The sequence below is a fragment of the Clostridiisalibacter paucivorans DSM 22131 genome (assembly GCF_000620125.1).
GTDB classification, from domain to species: domain Bacteria; phylum Bacillota; class Clostridia; order Tissierellales; family Clostridiisalibacteraceae; genus Clostridiisalibacter; species Clostridiisalibacter paucivorans.
Map to the genome: position 1 here is coordinate 36,081 of NZ_JHVL01000023.1, position 19,305 is coordinate 55,385.

Annotated in this window: 18 protein-coding genes, 1 pseudogene, 1 riboswitch and 1 other annotated feature; of the genes and pseudogenes, 1 reads left to right on the top strand and 18 read right to left on the bottom strand. The window is 31.8% G+C overall.

Features of this window, described 5'->3' with window-relative positions:
* Positions 1-17 precede the first annotated feature (17 nt).
* The 3 genes from Q326_RS0108315 to Q326_RS0108325 are packed head-to-tail and all read right to left on the bottom strand — an operon-like array spanning position 18 to position 3,959.
* Positions 18-2,450 carry an ATP-dependent Clp protease ATP-binding subunit gene (locus Q326_RS0108315; protein WP_026894965.1) on the bottom strand — a complete coding sequence of 811 codons (2,433 nt, stop codon included), beginning with the start codon at positions 2,448-2,450 and terminating at the stop codon, positions 18-20.
* Positions 2,451-2,462: 12 nt separating this feature from the next.
* The gene (locus tag Q326_RS0108320) at positions 2,463-3,488 is read right to left on the bottom strand and encodes a protein arginine kinase (protein ID WP_026894966.1); all 1,026 of its coding nucleotides are present in this window, start codon (positions 3,486-3,488) and stop codon (positions 2,463-2,465) included.
* A gap of 15 nt (positions 3,489-3,503) precedes the next feature.
* Positions 3,504-3,959 carry a UvrB/UvrC motif-containing protein gene (locus Q326_RS0108325; protein WP_431188266.1) on the bottom strand — a complete coding sequence of 152 codons (456 nt, stop codon included), beginning with the start codon at positions 3,957-3,959 and terminating at the stop codon, positions 3,504-3,506.
* Between Q326_RS0108325 and Q326_RS19185 the strand changes: the two are divergent.
* Positions 3,940-4,017 (top strand): annotated as a pseudogene (locus Q326_RS19185) (hypothetical protein); the annotation flags it as partial. The gene Q326_RS0108325 and the pseudogene Q326_RS19185 sit on opposite strands and share 20 nt — an antisense overlap.
* A 6-nt stretch (positions 4,018-4,023) precedes the next feature.
* Here Q326_RS19185 and Q326_RS0108330 read toward each other — a convergent pair.
* The 15 genes from Q326_RS0108330 to Q326_RS0108405 all read right to left on the bottom strand — a co-directional run bounded on the left by Q326_RS0108330 (position 4,024) and on the right by Q326_RS0108405 (position 18,867).
* Complete coding sequence (locus Q326_RS0108330; protein WP_026894968.1) at positions 4,024-4,485, bottom strand: CtsR family transcriptional regulator; 462 nt, start codon at positions 4,483-4,485, stop codon at positions 4,024-4,026.
* 389 nt (positions 4,486-4,874) lie between these two features.
* Complete coding sequence (locus tag Q326_RS18480) at positions 4,875-5,051, bottom strand: hypothetical protein (RefSeq protein ID WP_156936278.1); 177 nt, start codon at positions 5,049-5,051, stop codon at positions 4,875-4,877.
* Between the two features lie 203 nt (positions 5,052-5,254).
* Positions 5,255-7,327, bottom strand: a complete 2,073-nt coding sequence (gene fusA, locus Q326_RS0108340; RefSeq protein ID WP_026894969.1) for an elongation factor G — start codon at positions 7,325-7,327, stop codon at positions 5,255-5,257.
* Positions 7,328-7,687: 360 nt separating this feature from the next.
* Positions 7,688-8,539 (bottom strand): patatin-like phospholipase family protein, encoded by an 852-nt coding sequence (locus Q326_RS0108345; protein WP_026894970.1) that lies wholly within the window; start codon positions 8,537-8,539, stop codon positions 7,688-7,690.
* A 77-nt stretch (positions 8,540-8,616) separates the two neighbouring features.
* On the bottom strand, positions 8,617-8,880 hold the full coding sequence (locus Q326_RS0108350) for a hypothetical protein (protein WP_026894971.1): 264 nt from the start codon (positions 8,878-8,880) through the stop codon (positions 8,617-8,619).
* 96 nt (positions 8,881-8,976) lie between these two features.
* On the bottom strand, positions 8,977-9,228 hold the full coding sequence (locus Q326_RS0108355) for a YkoF family thiamine/hydroxymethylpyrimidine-binding protein (protein WP_169733581.1): 252 nt from the start codon (positions 9,226-9,228) through the stop codon (positions 8,977-8,979).
* On the bottom strand, positions 9,216-9,887 hold the full coding sequence (locus tag Q326_RS0108360) for a class I SAM-dependent methyltransferase (protein WP_026894973.1): 672 nt from the start codon (positions 9,885-9,887) through the stop codon (positions 9,216-9,218). Before Q326_RS0108360 ends, Q326_RS0108355 begins: the two co-directional genes overlap by 13 nt.
* A 26-nt stretch (positions 9,888-9,913) precedes the next feature.
* Positions 9,914-10,702 (bottom strand): ABC transporter ATP-binding protein, encoded by a 789-nt coding sequence (locus tag Q326_RS0108365; RefSeq protein ID WP_245592075.1) that lies wholly within the window; start codon positions 10,700-10,702, stop codon positions 9,914-9,916.
* Positions 10,653-11,672 (bottom strand): ABC transporter substrate-binding protein, encoded by a 1,020-nt coding sequence (locus Q326_RS0108370; RefSeq protein WP_026894975.1) that lies wholly within the window; start codon positions 11,670-11,672, stop codon positions 10,653-10,655. Before Q326_RS0108370 ends, Q326_RS0108365 begins: the two co-directional genes overlap by 50 nt.
* A 12-nt stretch (positions 11,673-11,684) precedes the next feature.
* Complete coding sequence (locus Q326_RS0108375) at positions 11,685-12,458, bottom strand: ABC transporter permease (RefSeq protein WP_026894976.1); 774 nt, start codon at positions 12,456-12,458, stop codon at positions 11,685-11,687.
* A complete protein-coding gene (locus Q326_RS0108380; RefSeq protein ID WP_026894977.1) occupies positions 12,430-12,720 on the bottom strand; it encodes a thiamine-binding protein in 291 nt (96 codons plus the stop codon). Before Q326_RS0108380 ends, Q326_RS0108375 begins: the two co-directional genes overlap by 29 nt.
* A gap of 76 nt (positions 12,721-12,796) precedes the next feature.
* A riboswitch (TPP riboswitch) is annotated at positions 12,797-12,906 on the bottom strand.
* Between the two features lie 86 nt (positions 12,907-12,992).
* Positions 12,993-15,401 carry a leucine--tRNA ligase gene (gene leuS / locus Q326_RS0108390; RefSeq protein ID WP_026894978.1) on the bottom strand — a complete coding sequence of 803 codons (2,409 nt, stop codon included), beginning with the start codon at positions 15,399-15,401 and terminating at the stop codon, positions 12,993-12,995.
* A 65-nt stretch (positions 15,402-15,466) separates the two neighbouring features.
* Positions 15,467-15,679: a binding site (T-box leader), on the bottom strand.
* Between the two features lie 170 nt (positions 15,680-15,849).
* The gene (locus Q326_RS0108395) at positions 15,850-17,511 is read right to left on the bottom strand and encodes a DUF6056 family protein (RefSeq protein ID WP_026894979.1); all 1,662 of its coding nucleotides are present in this window, start codon (positions 17,509-17,511) and stop codon (positions 15,850-15,852) included.
* Positions 17,512-17,513: 2 nt separating this feature from the next.
* The gene (locus tag Q326_RS0108400) at positions 17,514-17,942 is read right to left on the bottom strand and encodes a GtrA family protein (RefSeq protein ID WP_034601634.1); all 429 of its coding nucleotides are present in this window, start codon (positions 17,940-17,942) and stop codon (positions 17,514-17,516) included.
* Between the two features lies 1 nt (position 17,943).
* Positions 17,944-18,867 carry a glycosyltransferase family 2 protein gene (locus Q326_RS0108405; RefSeq protein ID WP_026894981.1) on the bottom strand — a complete coding sequence of 308 codons (924 nt, stop codon included), beginning with the start codon at positions 18,865-18,867 and terminating at the stop codon, positions 17,944-17,946.
* Positions 18,868-19,305 lie beyond the last annotated feature (438 nt).

Consider the following 19,305-nt stretch of genomic DNA (forward strand, 5'->3'; position numbering starts at 1 on the left):
CCTATATTTCTACAAATTTATTTTTTCTGGAACACTAACTCTCCTTCATCTAAATCTATCAACACATTATCATTTTTAGATATATTGCCCTTCAACATCTCCTCTGATAATTTGTCTTCTACTAATTTTCTAATGGCCCTTTCTAATGGTCTAGCTCCATAAACAGGGTCAAACCCTTCTTTTCCAATATATTTCCTAGCATCATCTGTAATCTTTACATTTATATTTAAGTCTTTAAGCTTCTTCTCTAGTCCTTCTACCATAAGATTGACTATCTCTTTTATGTGTTCTTCACCTAATGAATGGAATACTATTATCTCGTCAATTCTATTTAAAAATTCTGGTCTAAAGCTTCTTCTAAGCTCATCCATTACATTGTCTTTCATTTTTTCATATTCTGCCTTTTCTTCATCTTCTGGTGCAGCAAAACCTAAAGTCTTTTGTTTCTTTATAGTGCTAGCTCCCACATTAGATGTCATTATTACAACAGTATTTTTAAAATCTACTAATTTGCCCTTTGAATCTGTCAATCTACCATCATCTAGTAGCTGCAACAATATATTAAATACATCGGGATGGGCCTTTTCTATCTCATCAAACAATACAACTGAATATGGCCTTCTTCTGACCTTTTCTGTCAGTTGTCCTCCTTCATCATATCCCACATATCCTGGAGGAGATCCTACTAACTTAGATACAGAATGTTTTTCCATATATTCAGACATATCTATCCTTATCATGGCATCTTCATCTCCAAATAATGCCTCTGCCAATGCCTTAGAAAGTTCAGTCTTACCTACCCCTGTTGGACCTAAAAATATAAATGTACCTACAGGCTTATTTGGGTCTTTAAGGCCCACTCTTGCTCTTCTAACAGCACTAGAAACAGCCTTCACCGCCTGTTCTTGGCCTATAACTCTTTTATGCAATAATTCTTCTAATTTCAATAATCTCTCTGATTCTTCTATGGTAAGCTTTTTCACAGGTATACCAGTCCAATCTGCCACTACCTGAGCTATATCTTCATATCCTACTTCCAGAGATATAGTTCTCTTATCTGCCTTCCAATTTTGTTTCTTATTTTCTAACTCTTCTTTTAGTCGCTTTTCTTTGTCCCTTAGTTCTGCTGCCTTCTCAAAGTTTTGAGTGCTTATAGCCTCTTCCTTTTCTTGAGACAATTCTTCCAATTTCTCTTCAATTTTGTTTAGCTCTGGAGGAGCTGTTATAGATTTAAGTCTTGTCTTAGACGCCGCTTCATCTATAAGGTCTATAGCCTTATCAGGTAAAAATCTATCGGTAATATATCTAGTAGATAATTCAACAGCAGCATTGATTGCTTCATCATTTATCTTTACCCTGTGATGAGCCTCATATTTATCCCTTAATCCCTCTAATATCTTAACTGTATCCTCTGCCGTAGGCTCTTCTACCATTACAGGCTGGAATCTCCTCTCCAACGCTGAATCCTTCTCTATATACTTCCTATATTCGTCTATGGTGGTAGCACCTATGGCTTGCAACTCTCCTCTAGCCAAAGCAGGCTTTAATATATTAGATGCATCTATTGCGCCCTCTGCTGCTCCTGCTCCAATTATAGTATGCATTTCATCTATAAACAGTATTACGTCTCCTGACTGTCTTAATTCTTCCATCATCTTTTTCAATCTATCTTCAAATTCTCCTCTATATTTCGCTCCAGCTACCATAGAGGCGAGATCCAATGTAACTACCCTCTTATCCTTTAATATTTCAGGTACAGACCCATTGACAATTTCTTGAGCCAAACCTTCAGCTATGGCTGTTTTACCTACTCCAGGATCTCCTATTAAGCACGGATTATTTTTTGTCCTTCTACTCAATACTTGGATCACTCTTTGGATCTCTTTTCCTCTGCCAATTACAGGGTCTAATTTCCCCTCTGAAGCCATTTTATTTAGGTCTCTGCCATGTTTATCTAGTGTTGGAGTTTTTCCACTACCTTTATTGTGTTGGGGTTTTGCTGAATTATTGTAATTACTACTCAACATCTTTAAAACTTCTTCCTTTGCCTTCTCTAAGTCTACACCCAATGACTTAAGTATAATTGCAGCTACTCCCTCTCCTTCTTTTATTAATGCCAGAAGTAAGTGTTCTGTTCCCACATAATTATGACCTAAACTTCTAGCTTCTAAAAAGCTCAATTCAAAGACCCTTTTGGTTCTGGGAGTAAAACCAACCAACTCTTGAGAAAAATTCCCATATCCTATCCTTTGGATAACTTGATTTCTTATATTGTCCAGATCTAGACCCATATTAATTAATGCCTTAGCTGCTATGCCTTCTCCTTCTTTTATTAAACCAAGTAATAGATGTTCTGTTCCCACATAATTGTGTTTAAGGCCCTTAGCTTCCTCTTGTGAAAATACGATTACCTTCTGTGCCCTCTCTGTAAACCTTCCAAACATTGCCATTTAATCCACCTCCTAATTATCTATGGTATCCCTTATCAATTGAGCCCTATGGATATCTCTTTCTTTAGAGCTTAGACTATTAAATTCTTTTTGAATACTTGCAGGTTGTGTTATTATCATTAATTCATTTATATTTTTATGATCCATATCTTTTATAATACCCATTTCAATACCTAATTTTACATCAGATAAAAGTTTCATAGCCTCTTTTGATGACATTATCCTAGCATTCTTTAATATTCCTAAGGACCTCCAGATTTTATCTTCTATTTCTATTTCTCTATTTTCCAAAATTATTTTTCTGGCTTCCTGTTCCTTTTCTATTATTTGGAGTAATATTCTTTTAAGTTTTTTAATAATCCCTTCTTCAGTATTACCCAATGTAGTCTGATTAGATATCTGAAATACATTTCCCATGGCATTAGTTCCCTCTCCATATAATCCCCTTACTGTCAATCCTATTTGGCTTAGAGTTTGAACAATAGGGTTAGCTTGCTTAGTTAAGACTAAACATGGCAAATGCACCATAACTGAAGCTCTAAGACCTGTACCTATATTAGTAGGGCATGATGTCAAATAACCTAATCTCTCGTCAAACCCATATTCAACACTTTCCTCTAATGCATCATCCAATTTATCACACATATCCCAACCCTTTTCTAAGCTGAGACCTGGTAGAAGTATCTGCATCCTTATATGGTCTTCTTCATTTATCATGATAGTAGCCTTTTGATCCTTTGATAATAAAAAAGCACTATTATTTGTATTGTTTAACAGGGCTGGACTTATAAGATGCTCCTCCACTAATACCTTTCTATTTAGTTCATCTACGTCTGAGAGTTTAAAAAACTCAAATTCCTTAGATAAAACATTTTGTCTACTCACAGCATCTTTTACCATATCTATTACATTTTTAGATTCTTCATCGTTCATCATATGGGTAAAATTGATTCCCTCTATATTCCTAGCCAGTCTTATTCTACTACTTATAACTACATCTTTATTAGTTCCAGATTCTCCATCTAACCACCTAACCATTTTTTCACCCACCTTCTAATTCTCTAATTGACTTTCTAACATCTTTATTTTATCTCTTATTTCTGCTGCCTGTTCAAATGCTTCCCTTTCAATTGCATCATCTAATTTTAATTTCAATCTCTCTATATCCTTTTTTATTCTTATATTATCTCCTGCCCTTTTAGGTACTTTGCCTATATGTCTATCATGTCCGTGAATACCTTTAATTAATGGTATGGACTTATCCCTAAAGGAGTGATAACACTTGGGACAACCAAACTTTCCTATTTGTTTAAATCTATCAAATGTCATTCCACAATTAGCACATTTAATCTCATTCAAATAGTTTAATTCAAAGGGTTCTTCTTGAGTACCTTCCAATAGCCCTGCTAAAAACTGATGTATGGAAAAAGGAGAATTAAAATTTATTTCTTTATTTTTCTTAGCGCACTCATCACAAAGATGCACTTCTGTCTTTTTACCATTTATTATTTTAGTTACATGTACAGTAGCCTTTTTGTTTCCACAATCATCACAAATCATTATCTAAACCCTCCTATCCTCTAATCAATACTAAGATCATATCCTTTAGTATATTTGACCTCACTCTATTTTTATAGGGAGACACTATATTAAGAGCCCTATCACCTATAGCTACCTTCATAAGATGCATCTCTCTAGTATTAATTAATCCTTCCTCGTATAGATTATCAATAATACTATATGCCCTAGACTTTGTAATGGAATCTCCAATATTGCTCAATATCATATCCTCAATATATTTATCCTTATTAATATTGACCTTTATTATCTTTATATACCCTCCACCGCCCCTTTTACTCTCTATAAAATAGCCTTTGTCATTGCCAAATCTAGTATCTAATACATAGTTTATTTGAGAAGGAGAACATCTAAAATATTGGGCCAGTTCATTTCTTTTTATCTCTACCATGCCGTTTTCTGCTTCTATAAGCATATCTTTTATAAATTCTTCTATAATATCACTTATTTTTTTCATTACATCACCTCGATTTGACTTTGACTTTCTTTGTCCTTTAAATACATTTTATATCTACCCATCCTATTTTTTCAAACAGATTCATATTTTATTATTATTGATTTTGAGTCATTAAACCAAAATATCTGTTAATATCTCTTTTTTTCTCATGTTTTATATGTATTATACTTAGTGACTACTATAGGTATTCAATTTAAACTTTTGAGATATTGGTAAATATAGATAAGAGAATGCTAATGGGAACTTGCTAAGAAAACTAAGTAAAAGAAACTAAAAAATCCGTAAAAATTTGTACCGTTTAAACATAGTAAATTCACAAGTCTTAAGATTTTTTAGTCTCTTAACCTGTAGTTTTCTCAAAACCTTCATTGCATGAATATTCTATTGCCCTATTCCGTTACATCTTCTATATGTTCTGCTTTTTTTTCTTGTTTTTCACTACTAACCCAACCAAAAGTAGATGCCATCCATTCTCCATAAGCTGTCTTATCCTTAAGTTTAGAATCAACCTTATCATCTTTTTTATGGGTATATATATTTTTTTTATCTCTATCATATTTATCCATCATTCCACTCCTTTACAGCATTTTTATTAGTTTTAGCTTAAGGATTTACTTTTATTCCAAAAAAAAGAGTCGTCTTTTGACGACTCAAAATGATTATGAAAAAGGTATAAATACAGTTAGTAGTAATCAGTTAGTAGTTGATGGTGGAAATCCTATGGATTTAATCATTAAAATACTAACTACTAGTTACGAACTAATACCTACTAACTATCTTCCCTCGTTTTCGTCTCTGCTATAATCTTTTCACTCAATTGTGGAGGAACTTCTTCATACCTAGCAAAATTCATCGTAAAATTTCCCCTTGCTTGGGTCATAGATTTTAAATCTATTGCGTATTTAAACATTTCAGCTTGAGGAGCCTCTGCTATAACTAATTGACTACCATCTTTTTGCTGTTCCATGCCCAATATTCTTCCCCTTCGTTTATTCATATCCCCCATAATATCTCCCATGTATTCATCGGGTATATTTATCTCTACCTTCATTATAGGTTCCAATAATACAGGTCTGGCAGCCTCAATCCCCTTTTTAAATGCCAATGATGCAGCTATTTTAAATGCCATCTCATTGGAATCCACAGGGTGGAATGAACCATCAAACAATGTGGCCTTTATATTTACCACAGGATATCCCGCCAATACTCCTTTAGAAATAGATTCTCTTAGTCCCTTTTCTACAGCAGGGATATACTGTTTAGGCACAGCTCCACCAAATATCTCTTCGTCAAACTCAAATTCCTCTGTAGAAGGTTCAAATCTTATATGAACATCTCCATACTGTCCTGCACCTCCAGATTGTTTCTTATGTTTACCTTGTACACTGGACGTATCTTTAATAGTCTCTCTATATGCAATTATTGGATCTGAAAGTTCAACCTCAACTCCAAATCCGTTTTTAAGTTTACTTGTTATAACATCTAGCTGGGTCTTTCCTTGACCTCCTATCAACAATTGTTTAGTTTCATTATTTCTTTCTGCTTTAAAGGTCTGATCTTCATCGATAAGTTTATGCAATGCCGAACTAATTTTTTCCTCATCGGCCTTACTCTTAGGCTCCACAGCCATATATAGTGTTGGTTCAGGAAACTCTATACCTTCATATTTTATTGGATTGTCTTTATCACATAATGTATCTCCAGTAAAGGTAGTCGTAAGTTTAGAAACGGCCCCTATATCTCCAGCTTTAATTTCCGATACTTCTATCTGTTCTTTTCCCCTTAATGAAAATAAATTACCTATCTTCTCTTTAGCATCCCTATTTACATTTAATACCTCGTCATCCTTTTTAATTACACCAGATTGGACCTTAAACAGAGATATCTTCCCAACATATGGGTCGGCTATAGTCTTAAATACTATGGCTGAAAATGGATCTTTTTCATCTAGATTTCTTTCTATTGGTTCCTCTGTATCGGGATCGATTCCTATAATAGTCTCTACATCCTTGGGAGATGGCAAATAATCCCAAAGCATGTCTAATAGTGTATGGAGTCCTACATTTTTAGTAGCAGCACCACATAATACAGGAATCAACTTTCCTTCTATTACACCTTTCCTCAAGCCAGTATGGATTTCTTCTTCTGTAAATTCCTCGCCTTCAAAATATTTTTCTAAAAGCTCTTCATCACTTTCAGCTACAGATTCTATAAGCATTTCTCTAAATTGGCCCATCTTGACTTCCTTTTCAGGCCATACCTCTGCATCCTTACAAGTCTTTCCATCATATATTCTAGCTTTCATATCCACTATATTAACAAATCCCTTAAAATCCCCCTCTTTTCCAATGGGAATATGAAATGGAATAACCATCTTTCCAAATTTTTCTCTAAGTTCAGTCACTAATTTATCAAAGTTAACGTTTTCTTTATCCATTTTATTTACAAGGATAAAAGTAGGTAGATTTCTTTTTCTAGTATAGTTCCAAGCCTTTTCTGTACCCACTTCTATACCTGAAGATGCATCTACTAATATTACAGCACCATTAGCTACCCTCAGTGCACTATTTACTTCACCTATAAAATCAAAATAACCAGGAGTATCAAAAATATTGTATTTATGATCGTGCCATTCTATTGGAATTAAAGAAGTATTTATGGAAAACTGTCTATCCTTTTCTTCTTTATTATAATCAGACACTGTGTTTCCATCTTCTACTGTACCAGCTCTTTTCAAAAGCTTTGCTGTAAATAACATAGCCTCTGTTATTGTAGTTTTACCACTTCCACCATGCCCTAATAGAGCAATATTCCTTATTTTGTCTACATCATAGCTTTTCATATATACTCCCCCTTGATAGCATTTATTTTTTACAGAAATGTTAATGCTTAAATTCAAAAAGTCTTAAAATTAAAACTTTTTACTATTATTCTGATTATTATTAATATTCTACAATAGTGCTTAAATTCCTTTTATAAAATTATTTTTCTTTAAATTATTTATAATTTAATTCTATGCTAAAGACAGATTAAATATTAAAAAGTATAAAAAAAGTTAGTAGTCCGTAGTAGGTAGTTCGTAGTCCAATTATGAAATCCATAAGGATTTCTACCATCAACTACTAACTTTTACCTACTAACTACTAACTAATACCTACTAACTACTAACTAATACCTATCTCTCACAAAACTAGTATCCGTCCTATTTTTCCATCCAATCTTTTATTTCATTAAAATACCTATCTCCATCCTTATAGCCCTGATCATATAATTCTTCAAGTTTTCTTACATCTCTCTCTGCCCTTTTAACATTCACAGGTGATTCTGGCTGTATTACAAAAACTTTACCTGACTGTTCTAATTCTTCGATATAGTCCAATGTGTCATTATAATTTTTGTATCTATTAAGCATTGCATTTACTAAACTTTCGTAATCCTTGTATATACCTTTAGCTAGCCTTCTAAATTTAAAGGGTTTTTTTCTATATCCACGATTACGGGTCATTATAATAACATTCTTTTCATTTCCATCATCTATAGATTTCTTTATTGGAATAGAATCTGCAATACCTCCATCTAATAAATATCTACCATCAAATTCAACAATAGAATTCAAAAAAGGTAAGCTACTAGAGGCCTTTGTAGCCTCTAATATATTTTTACAGTTTTTATTGTCATAATATACAGCCCGTCCCCTTTCACAGTCTGTACAACATACTACAAATTTCTCTTTTGCATTATTAAAAGTTTCAAAATCAAAGGGATTAAGTTCATTAGTAATATCTTCAAAAAGAAAATCTAACCCAAATACATCCTCCCTCTTAAAGATATTAGTAAAATTTATATATCTAGAATCATTGGCAAATCTTATATTGACTTCTTTACTCCGTCTTTTTTGCCTAGATATGTAATTAAGGCCATTGCAAGCCCCTGCCGAAACACCTATCACATAAGGGAAAATAAGTCCTTTTTCTAAAAAACAATCTAATACTCCTGAAGTATAAAGACCCCTCATACCTCCACCTTCTAAAACCAAACCTATATTATCTGCCATAATATTCACCTCAAATACATTATAACAAATTATGGGAACTTTTTTGTACGTGAGATTTCATATCTCTATTCTTTTCGCTATATAGCTTGTTTCTTTAATTTTCTTATAGCAATTTCATGTTCCCCTGTTATTTCTTCAAGTACATCTATGCTACCTTTAATATATTTAACATTTTTAGATACATTCTCAATTAAAACAGTATTTTTATCAACTTTGTTTTCCACTCTTTCAACTTTAGAATCTATTCCTTTTATTCCTGATTTCATATCTGTTATTTCCGTCTTTATTCCTGTCATTTCTTCCTTCATTTCTATTAATAATTGTAAAATTTGATTTCCCATAAATCAAACCTCCTCAATTATTATTATATTTCCTTTTATTTTATTTATCAACTAAATACAAAATATTTCATATAATTGGTTAAGACATGACCATCTTTAATTACATCCACATATATTTGATATCTTTATATCTATTGTAAAGCTACATATATCATCCATAGTATAGTATATATCTGATATAAGAGTGAAAATCCTATCCCTTTCTCCCCTAATAGTTGTGGACAATATATCTACATTGTACTCTAGTCCAGATTGCTCTACTATATTGAGCACTTTATCCACATCCCCTATATAATTATCACTCTTTATAGGAGTAAAGGCTATTTGGCAAGATGCTATTTTTGCCATAGGGCACATATATATCCACCTCTTTCTGTCTTAGACAGCTCCCGTTCATTATCTAAATTTATATCATTTTCATCAGCATCTGGAGGTATAAATAAACATTCGCCAGTATCCACAAGATAATTTGTTTTTAACGATTTAAGGTCTTGTAAGTCTTTAAAATAGGCATATTTAAATACTGTATTTTCTCTAAATTCTTTAGTTATATAGAGCTCTCCCCATTTACTGTCTTTATTTATTGTTCCAACAAGTATTTCTCCACCCTTTTTAGTAACTCTAAAAAGCTCGTCTATAGCCTTTTCTGGTTTTTGTATAAATTCAAATGCTGCCATTGAAAATACTGCATCAAAAGATTCATTGCTAAAATCTAGATCGTATATATCCATCTTATAAAATTTTATATCGAACCCTTCATTTTCCGCCTTCATCCTTGCCTCTTTTAGCATTTCTTCTGATATGTCTATTCCTACAACTTCATATCCCATCTTAGCCAATTTTATACTAAAATTACCAGTACCACATCCTACATCTAATATCTTTTTCACTTTATCCCCATTAAAAAGATTAAATGCACATTCTGTCTCTACTTTATCCACAAAATCTCCAAACTTTGTGGAATACCACTGGTCATAGTTTTTAGCTTCTTTATCAAATATGGCCACTTAATCACTTCCCTTCAATCTACTGACTAATCTAATTTTTCTATAATATGTTTCTTTATATTATTAAACTCAACTGAAGTAGTTATATCTCTATTTCTTGGTCTTGGCAATTTTATATCTAGCTCCTCTTTGATTTTTGCTGGTCTGTCAGACAATATATATATTCTATCAGACAGTAATATGGCCTCTTCTATATCATGGGTTATAAATAATATTGATACATCTAAGGTATTTAATATATCCATCAACCAATAATGCATTTTTGACCTAGTTATGGCATCGAGCCCACCAAAGGGTTCATCTAATAGGATTATATCCCTAGAAAACATATATGTCCTCATAAGTGCAGCCCTCTGCCTCATGCCTCCTGATAATTGAAATGGGTATTTATGTTGAAATCCATCAATTCCAAATAGTTCAAAATATTTTTCTGCCTTTTCCCTGGCTTTTTCTTTAGACATGCCCTTTATAACAAGGGGAATTGCCACATTATCTATTATTTTCTTCCACGGTAATAGGAGGTCTTTCTGATACATATAGCTAACTCGACCAGTTTTTCCTGTATAATCCTCTCCTTCAATCATTACTTTACCTGTATCAGGAGAGATAAGGCCTGATATTATATTGAACAAAGTACTCTTTCCACTACCACTGGGCCCCAATATGGACACAAATTCCCTATCTTTTAAATTCAATGATATATCTGATAAAACAGCAGTTTCTTCAAAGTCCTTTTTTATTCCACAAATATCAAGTTTTTTATTATTATTCAGGCAAATATTCATTTGTAAAGGCTTCTTTTGCATCCAATTCATTTTCTATTAAACCTCTTTCAAGCATCCAGTTTGAATAATTTTCCCATCTATCTAGACTCATTTCTCCCCATCTATCCACATCGGCCTTGTATTCCTTAGCCAAATATTTTTGACTTGCTACAGCAAGTTCCTTATCTATTTCTGGTGATGCCTTTAATAAAGATTGTACTGCATCCTCTGGGCTTTCTATTGCATATTCATATCCCTTTCTAGTTGCATTCAAAAATTTCTTTGTCAATTCAGGGTTTTCTTGTATATAGTCCTCTTTAGCAATAATTACAGGTGTATAAAAATCTAAATCTGGTTCCACTTCTTGAAGTTTTATGAAATTAATAGGGTAATCCTTAAGTTCTGAAGCTACGCCATCCCATCCATAATATATCCAAGTAAAATCTACATGGTCTTTAACTGATGTAAAGAAGTCTAATTCTCCTATATTGACAGTCTCTACCTTAGAAAAATCTCCATCTTCTTTTTCCATAACTGCCTTTATCATGGCTTCCTCCATAGGAGAACCCCAGCCACCATATTTTTTTCCTTCAAAATCTTTACCGGTCTCAATACCCTTTTCAACAGGAGATGCAAACCCTGATGTATTATGCTGAATTATAGCGGCTATAGCCTTTATAGGTAATGGATTCTCTGCTGTCCTCGCGTATGTAACCTGTTCTTGATAGCTTATTCCAAAATCACCCTTGCCAGCAGCTATAGGCTCAGCACTGCCTCCCCCTGTAGGTTGTATGATTTCAACTTCTAATCCTTCTTCTTCATAAAATCCCTTGTCTTTGGCCACGTATATACCCGTATGATTAGTATTAGGATACCAATCTAAAAGCACTTGTACCTTTGTAAGCTCTTCACTATTACCAGTTGGTGCTTCATCTTCCTGCTGTTGATCAGTAGCACCACAACCAATAGTAGGTAATACTGTCAATGTAACTACCAATAATAATATCAATACTCTTTTCATTTTCAATCTCCCCTAACCTTTATTATTAATTTCTTGTTTCCAAGGCATAGCTATATATTCTATCAATGATATAACCTTGAAAACAGTAATACTCAATATTACTATTATAACTATGGCAGCAAAAAATTTATCTAATGCAAAGGAATTTTTTACCCTTATCATATATACCCCTATACCAGTCTTGCCTCCTAGCCACTCTCCTATAACAGCGCCCATTATACTATATGTAGCAGCTATCCTAAGTCCTGAAAAGAAGCTCACTATAGCCCCTGGGAATTTTACCATTTTAAATATTTGAATTTTACTTGCCCCCATGGATTTTAATAAATTTATCATATCCTCATCCACAGATTCCAAACCTTGAAGCATACTAACTATTATGGGAAAAAAGCATACTAATACTACTACAATTATCTTAGGCAATTTACCAAATCCAAACCACAATATAAACAATGGAGCCAAGGCTATTATAGGTATGGTCTGTGATATCACTAAAAGGGGGTATAGTGCCCTTTTAACAATCCTTACATTGTCCATAATTATAGCTAAAACCATGGCAAATACTATGGATATAAAAAAACCCAATAAGGCTTCATATACTGTTGTAAATATATGGATTTTTATTTCTGGCAATATTTCTATCAATGTAATAAATATATCCTTAGGGGTAGGCAATATATATCTAGCTATAATCCCCTTGTCCACTATTAACTGCCATATTAGTAATAGAAATGCAAAAAATACAACAGGTATAGCTCTACTTTCTGTATTTACCAACCTTCTCATTCATAGTCACACCTTCAGATTTGTAATCAATTTTGACAACCGATAATACCCTATTTGCCCCTTCATTTATACATATATCTTGGGCCCTTTTTACCACATCTAGTAACTCATCTAATTCTCCCTCCATGGTAGTTTCCATTGGACCAACCTCATATTTTATCCCAGTAGATGATATATATGCTATAACCTTGTCCACCACATCATAAATCTTGGACTCTTTAACGCTGGGTATGATTTGAAGACTTACATTAATATTTGACATTTTTTCATCTCCCTTTATATTTTAAAAAATAAAACCCTCTATCCTGAAATTAGGATAAAGGGTTTATATACAACCGTATGCAGAATTAGATATTTCCCTCCGCTGGCATTACCCAGTTCAGGTTTCGTGGGTCGAGACATGTAGCCTCCTCTCAGCCAAATTACTTCAGCTCCCCCTTTTCCTATATTACATCTACATTCTAATACAACTACAAATATATGTCAATCACCTATCTAAAAAAACTATAAACTCCTACCTATCTACCAACTACATTACTTTACAACTATATTGTATATCCTACCGGGAACAAATATTTCTTTAACTATATTTTTTCCTTCCACATACTTTACAATATTTTCATCTTCCATGGCCTTAGCCCTTGCTTCTTCTTTAGTAGATTCAGTAGCTATATTTATAGTACCTCTAACTTTACCATTTATTTGAACAGCCATCTCTATAGTATCCTCTACTGTCTTATCCTCATCCCATTCTGGCCAAGATTGATCAGTAATTCTTCCGTCAGCTCCTATTTTAGACCAAAGTTCTTCAGTTATATGAGGTGCTACAGGATTTAAAAGTACTAAAAAGACTTCCATTTCCTTATTATTTATCTTTCCATTGCTATTAAAGTCATTTAAAAGAGTCATAAGGGCTGCTATTGCTGTATTGAATTTCATATTTTCATAGTCTTCACTAACCTTCTTTATAGTCTTATGCATGTTAACTTCAAGCTCTTTAGAGAATTCACTACCATCTTCTACAATGTCTACAAGTCTCCATACCCTGTCTAAAAATCTTCTACATCCCTTTACTCCATTTTGAGACCAAGGTACACTTTTTTCAAAATCTCCAATAAACATCTCATATAGACGCATTGTATCTGCACCAAATTCTTCTACTATTTCATCGGGATTTACTACATTGCCCCTGGATTTTGACATCTTTTCATTGTTTTCCCCAAGAATCATCCCATGAGATGTCCTCTTTTGATAAGGTTCTGGTGTAGGCACTACCCCATAATCATATAAGAATTTATGCCAAAATCTTGAATACAATAAATGTAATGTGGTATGTTCCATTCCACCATTATACCAATCTATGGGTAACCAATAGTTTAGATTTTCTTCACTGGCCAATGCTTCACTATTATTAGGATCTGTATACCTTAAGAAATACCATGATGAACCTGCCCATTGAGGCATGGTGTCTGTTTCTCTTTGGGCATGACCTCCACATTTAGAACAAGTAGTATTTACCCAATCAGTCATTTTTGCTAGTGGTGATTCTCCATTATCTGCAGGTTCATAACTATCTACTTCAGGCAATAATAACGGTAATTCTTCCTCAGGTACAGGTACCCATCCACATTTTTCACAATATACCAAAGGTATTGGCTCTCCCCAGTATCTCTGTCTAGAAAATACCCAATCTCTTAACTTATAATTTATCTTTCTCTTTCCCAATCCTTTTTCTGCAAGCCAGTCACTTATTTTCTTCTTAGCCTCTTCAACATTTAATCCATTTAAAAAATCTGAGTTTATTAAAACTCCATGCTCTATATCTGTATAAGCACCCTCTTCAATATTTCCACCTTCAACTACTTCCACTATAGGCAAGTCAAATTTCTTGGCAAATTCCCAGTCTCTAGTATCATGTCCTGGCACCGCCATGATTGCACCAGTTCCATAGGACATAAGTACATAATCAGATATAAATATGGGGATTTCTTTATTAGTAACAGGATTTATTGCACTTATACCTTCTATCACAACACCTGTCTTCTCCTTCACTAACTCAGAACGTTCAAATTCAGACTTTTTCTTGGCCTCTTCCCTATATTTCTCTATAGCATCAAAATTAGTGATTTTATCCCTAAACTTGTCGATCAACGGATGCTCTGGGGCAAATACCATATAAGTTGCACCAAATAATGTATCAGGGCGAGTAGTATATACTGTAACTGTATTTTCACCAGCTACTTTAAAGTCTACTTCCATCCCTTGAGATTTGCCTATCCAATTTTTTTGCTGTATCTTAACCCTATCTATATAGTCTACTAAATCTAAGTCCTTTATTAGTCTTTCTGCATACTCTGTAATCTTTAACATCCATTGGTTTTTTATCTTTCTCACAACTTCAGAGCCACATCGTTCACATTTGCCATTGACTACCTCTTCATTTGCAAGACCTACCTTACAATCAGTACACCAATTTATAGATGTCTCTTTCTTATATGCCAATCCCTTCTCAAATAATTTTAGAAAAATCCATTGGGTCCACTTATAATATTCTGGATCAGTAGTATTTACCTCTCTAGACCAATCAAATGAAAGCCCCAATGCCTTTAATTGAGATTTGAATTTGGCTATATTGTTTTCTGTCACTATTCTAGGATGAATTTTATTTTTTATAGCATAGTTTTCTGTAGGTAAACCAAAGGCATCCCATCCCATGGGAAATAATACATTGTATCCTTGCATTCTTCTTTTCCTCGCCACCACATCAAGTGCAGTATATGGTCTAGGGTGTCCTACATGGAGTCCCTTTCCCGATGGATATGGAAATTCTATAAGTGCATAATATTTTGGTCTGCTTTTGTCATCTGACGCATAAAAAGTACCATCTTTATCCCAATAATCTTGCCACTTTCTTTCAATCTCTTTATGATTGTAATTTAACATCTTTTCACATTCCTTTCTGTTTGTATAGTATTTAGATAAAATTAAAAAGACCTTCATCTCTTAAATATAGAGACGAAGGTCCGCGATACCACTCTATTTGATAGCCAAAATAAAGCTATCCCCTCAATTAGTTATAACGGATATTATCCGACTAGAGTTACTCTTTTCACCCTAATAGCTCTGGGACGAGTTCATCTTCATTAGTTGCTGTCTTTCACCATAACAACAGCTCTCTGAAAACAATTATGAAAACTACTACTTCCCTTCCATGCTTTAATTTATAGATTTGTTAGTATTGTACCAGATTATTTTTCAAAAATCAATTATAACTGAGCTTTATTTTCCTACTCTTTTACTGAAGTATATATTATCTAAACTTTGCTATTTTATATTTATATAATAACTTTCATAGTGTATAAATTATAAAGTTTAAAAGTGAGCCTGACCCCTATTCTATTTCCCATTTAATTTCTACATCATCATCAAGGCCTAGATACAACTTATAATAAGGATTATAATAAAGGTTATGATAAGGCATTACCCAACCGTATAATTCAAGTGGCAATTTAATTTGCTTCAGTTCTGTATAATCTTTTTGTTTGTATTTGTCACATATTGAAATATTTCTATCATAAACTTTACTATTAGTAAAATACCCATTAAATGTTGGATAATATACCGACTTTAGTCCTATGAATATTATTATTACAACACTAATCCATTTTATCCATGTTAATCTGTTAATCTTTTTTATTGTATTTATTTTTAATAAATACAATAAAAAAATTAATAAAACAATTAATAAAACAATTAATAAAAATTTGGATTTGTATATAATACTTAAACAAATTGCAATAGCATTAATACTAAAAATATTTTTATAATTTGAAAATACAGCACTAATAAATAAAACAAGCATAAAATTTAGAAATATTAAATTACGAGGACCATAAACAGGAGAAACTACCATCATAAACTGAGAACCGAATCCTAATATAAGACTTATCAATAGAATCAGTCTGTTTTTAATTAATTTATACATATATACAATATATGCTGAATAAAATAAAACTATTAAATAAATGATATCAATAAAAAAACACAACATTACTAATCTATTACTTGTCCCATTATAATTAAATACTATATCATTATTATTTATTACATATAACCATAAAAATATGGACATTATTCCTAACACTATAATAAATAGTACATTTTTTTTCTTTCTTGCTAAACAAATTTTGTAATATTCTATTAAGATTGTAATAGCACCAAGTATACTTGCTATAATATAGGGTTTAGTTACATTAGAAAAAAACACTGTAAAACTTTGCATTTTGATATTATAGATTATCAAATCAAATAACCCATTACCTGGAGAATTTTCCATTCCAGCTCTATAAAATAAAGATGGAGATGCAATGATTGAAACTAATCCTAATATAGAAGAAAAAAGACTATACCACAAAACTCTTTCAACCTTTGTCTTCTGTATATACTTTTTCTCTAGTATAATCATTAATGTCAATCCAAATGCCATCATACCGCCCTGTTCTACCGAAGCTGTAGAAAAAAATGCTATCAATGGTAAATACTTTGATATATTTTTTTTATGCACTACCTTTAAAATACTATACCAATAAAAGAATAATAGCAATAAAGGATAAATATAATTAAAAGAACCTGTTATCCAATAAATACTCTGCCTAGACATATTAGGATCAAAAAAAATAATCATAATTCCAAATATTACTATAGTAATTAATTTTTTGTTTTGATATTCTCCTTTTTCACCTATGCAAATCAGTTTTGAAGCTATAAAAGCCACTCCAGTTACCATTAAGGAATTAAATATTTGCCATATATAAATTGGAAAAGCTAAAAATATTGTTGCAAGTAAATGTACGATTACTCTTCCATTAGCCAAAAAATAATGTTCTATATTCCTCTCTATGAAATAATTAATACCCCTTCTTGTAAAACGCAAATAGAAAAAATCATCTCCATACAATCTTACATACATACTAACAAGTAATACACCTACAAAAATAAATAATATTAATATATTATGTAAAAACTTTCTCTTATTTTGTAAACTTTTTAGCATATTTATTCAGCCCTTCTTTCTTTGTATACAAAAAATCTAGACAAAAGATAGTTGAATATCAAAATTACAATACTTATAAATATTTTTGATAAAATTGGATCAATATGCACCAAGTCTATTAAAAAAAATACACCGCCTACTTCCATTAACATTGTAATGGCTCTAGCAAAGAAAAAACTCAATATTTCTGTAATAAGTTCTTTTATATTTTTACAATGACTTTTAAAAACAAATATCTTATTAGTAACATATGCAAACAAAATAGCTACTATTATTGATATTACATTAGCTATATTAGGATTAATATTCGAAACATACAGCAAAAAAAAGTAAGTGCCAAAACTAACTACTGTAGTAGCTCCTCCCACAATACAGTACCTTAACATCTGCATTGTATAATTTTCTTTTAACATATTTATCAGTATTTTCATTTTATAGCCTCTCAATTCTCTCTGAAATAATATACTGTGGTCTTTGCTTTACTTCATCATAGATTCTTGCAATATATATTCCAACAATACCAAGAGTAAACATTATCACTGATCCCGTTATTAAAATTAATAGAATTACTGTTGTAAACCCATCTATAGAAATGCCTGAGAAATAATTAAATAGAGTTTGAACACCTAAAATAATTGAAAACCCAAAAAATATTACACCAAAAAATATTGTTAAATAAAGTGGTTTGCTCGTATGCGATAAAATTGAACTCAATGCAAATTTTATCAACTTTGATATGGAAAAACTACTTTTACCATCTATACGATCGTTAACACGAAAATAATATTCTTTCCTAGTAAAACCAACCCAATCTACTACCCCTCTAAAAAAAATACTCTTTTCTTTAAATTTTTTTATATTTTGGGCTACACTTTTATCAATCAATTTGAAATCTGATGAATTTTTTAAATTTAATCCAGTTAATTGTCTGAGCAATCTATAAAAACTGTTAGCTAAAAATCTATATAATATAGACTCTCTTCCTCTACTTACTTTTATGCCATCTATAATATTGACACCCGTTTCATCCATCATTTTTAACATATTTTTGATTTCAGTTGGAGGATGCTGTAAATCAGCATCCATTATCAAATATCTATCTGATTGGATTATCTCTAACCCAGCTACTATTGCCAATTCCTTACCAAAATTTCTAGAAAATTTAATGCCATAGACCGTTTCTTCTTGTGATGCAATTTCATTGATTATTTTCCAAGATTTATCAACAGATCCATCGTCTACAAAAACATATTTGCACTTAATTTTATCCTTAGCTAATATTTCTTTTAACTTGTAAAAATTATCATAAATACATTGTTCTTCATTATAAACTGGTAAAACTATAGCTAGTCCCATTTAATATCACCCTATTACTATAATTTACTATATTATACACTTTATCTAAAAAATACTCAAAATTGTCTTAGAAAATATCTAAATCCTAAAGCAAAAACTATTACAACTCATGCTTATAATTCCACTAACGTTTGATCAAATAATTTAAAATTCATTTTACCTTATAAAAATATAATATAAGTTTCTACTGATTATTTGTTAATTACCAATAATACATATTCTTATATAAAAACAATCAAATATTAAATAATGCACTTGAAGTATTTGCACATAACAATAATTCCTGCATGTTAGATGTGATACATCTTTTGAATTTCCTGATTAATACTTATAATTATTTTATAAATAAAATTAGTTAGTAGTTAACAGTTAGTAGTAAGTAGTTTAATGATGAAATCCATAGGATTTCTACCATCAACTACTAACCACTAACTAATA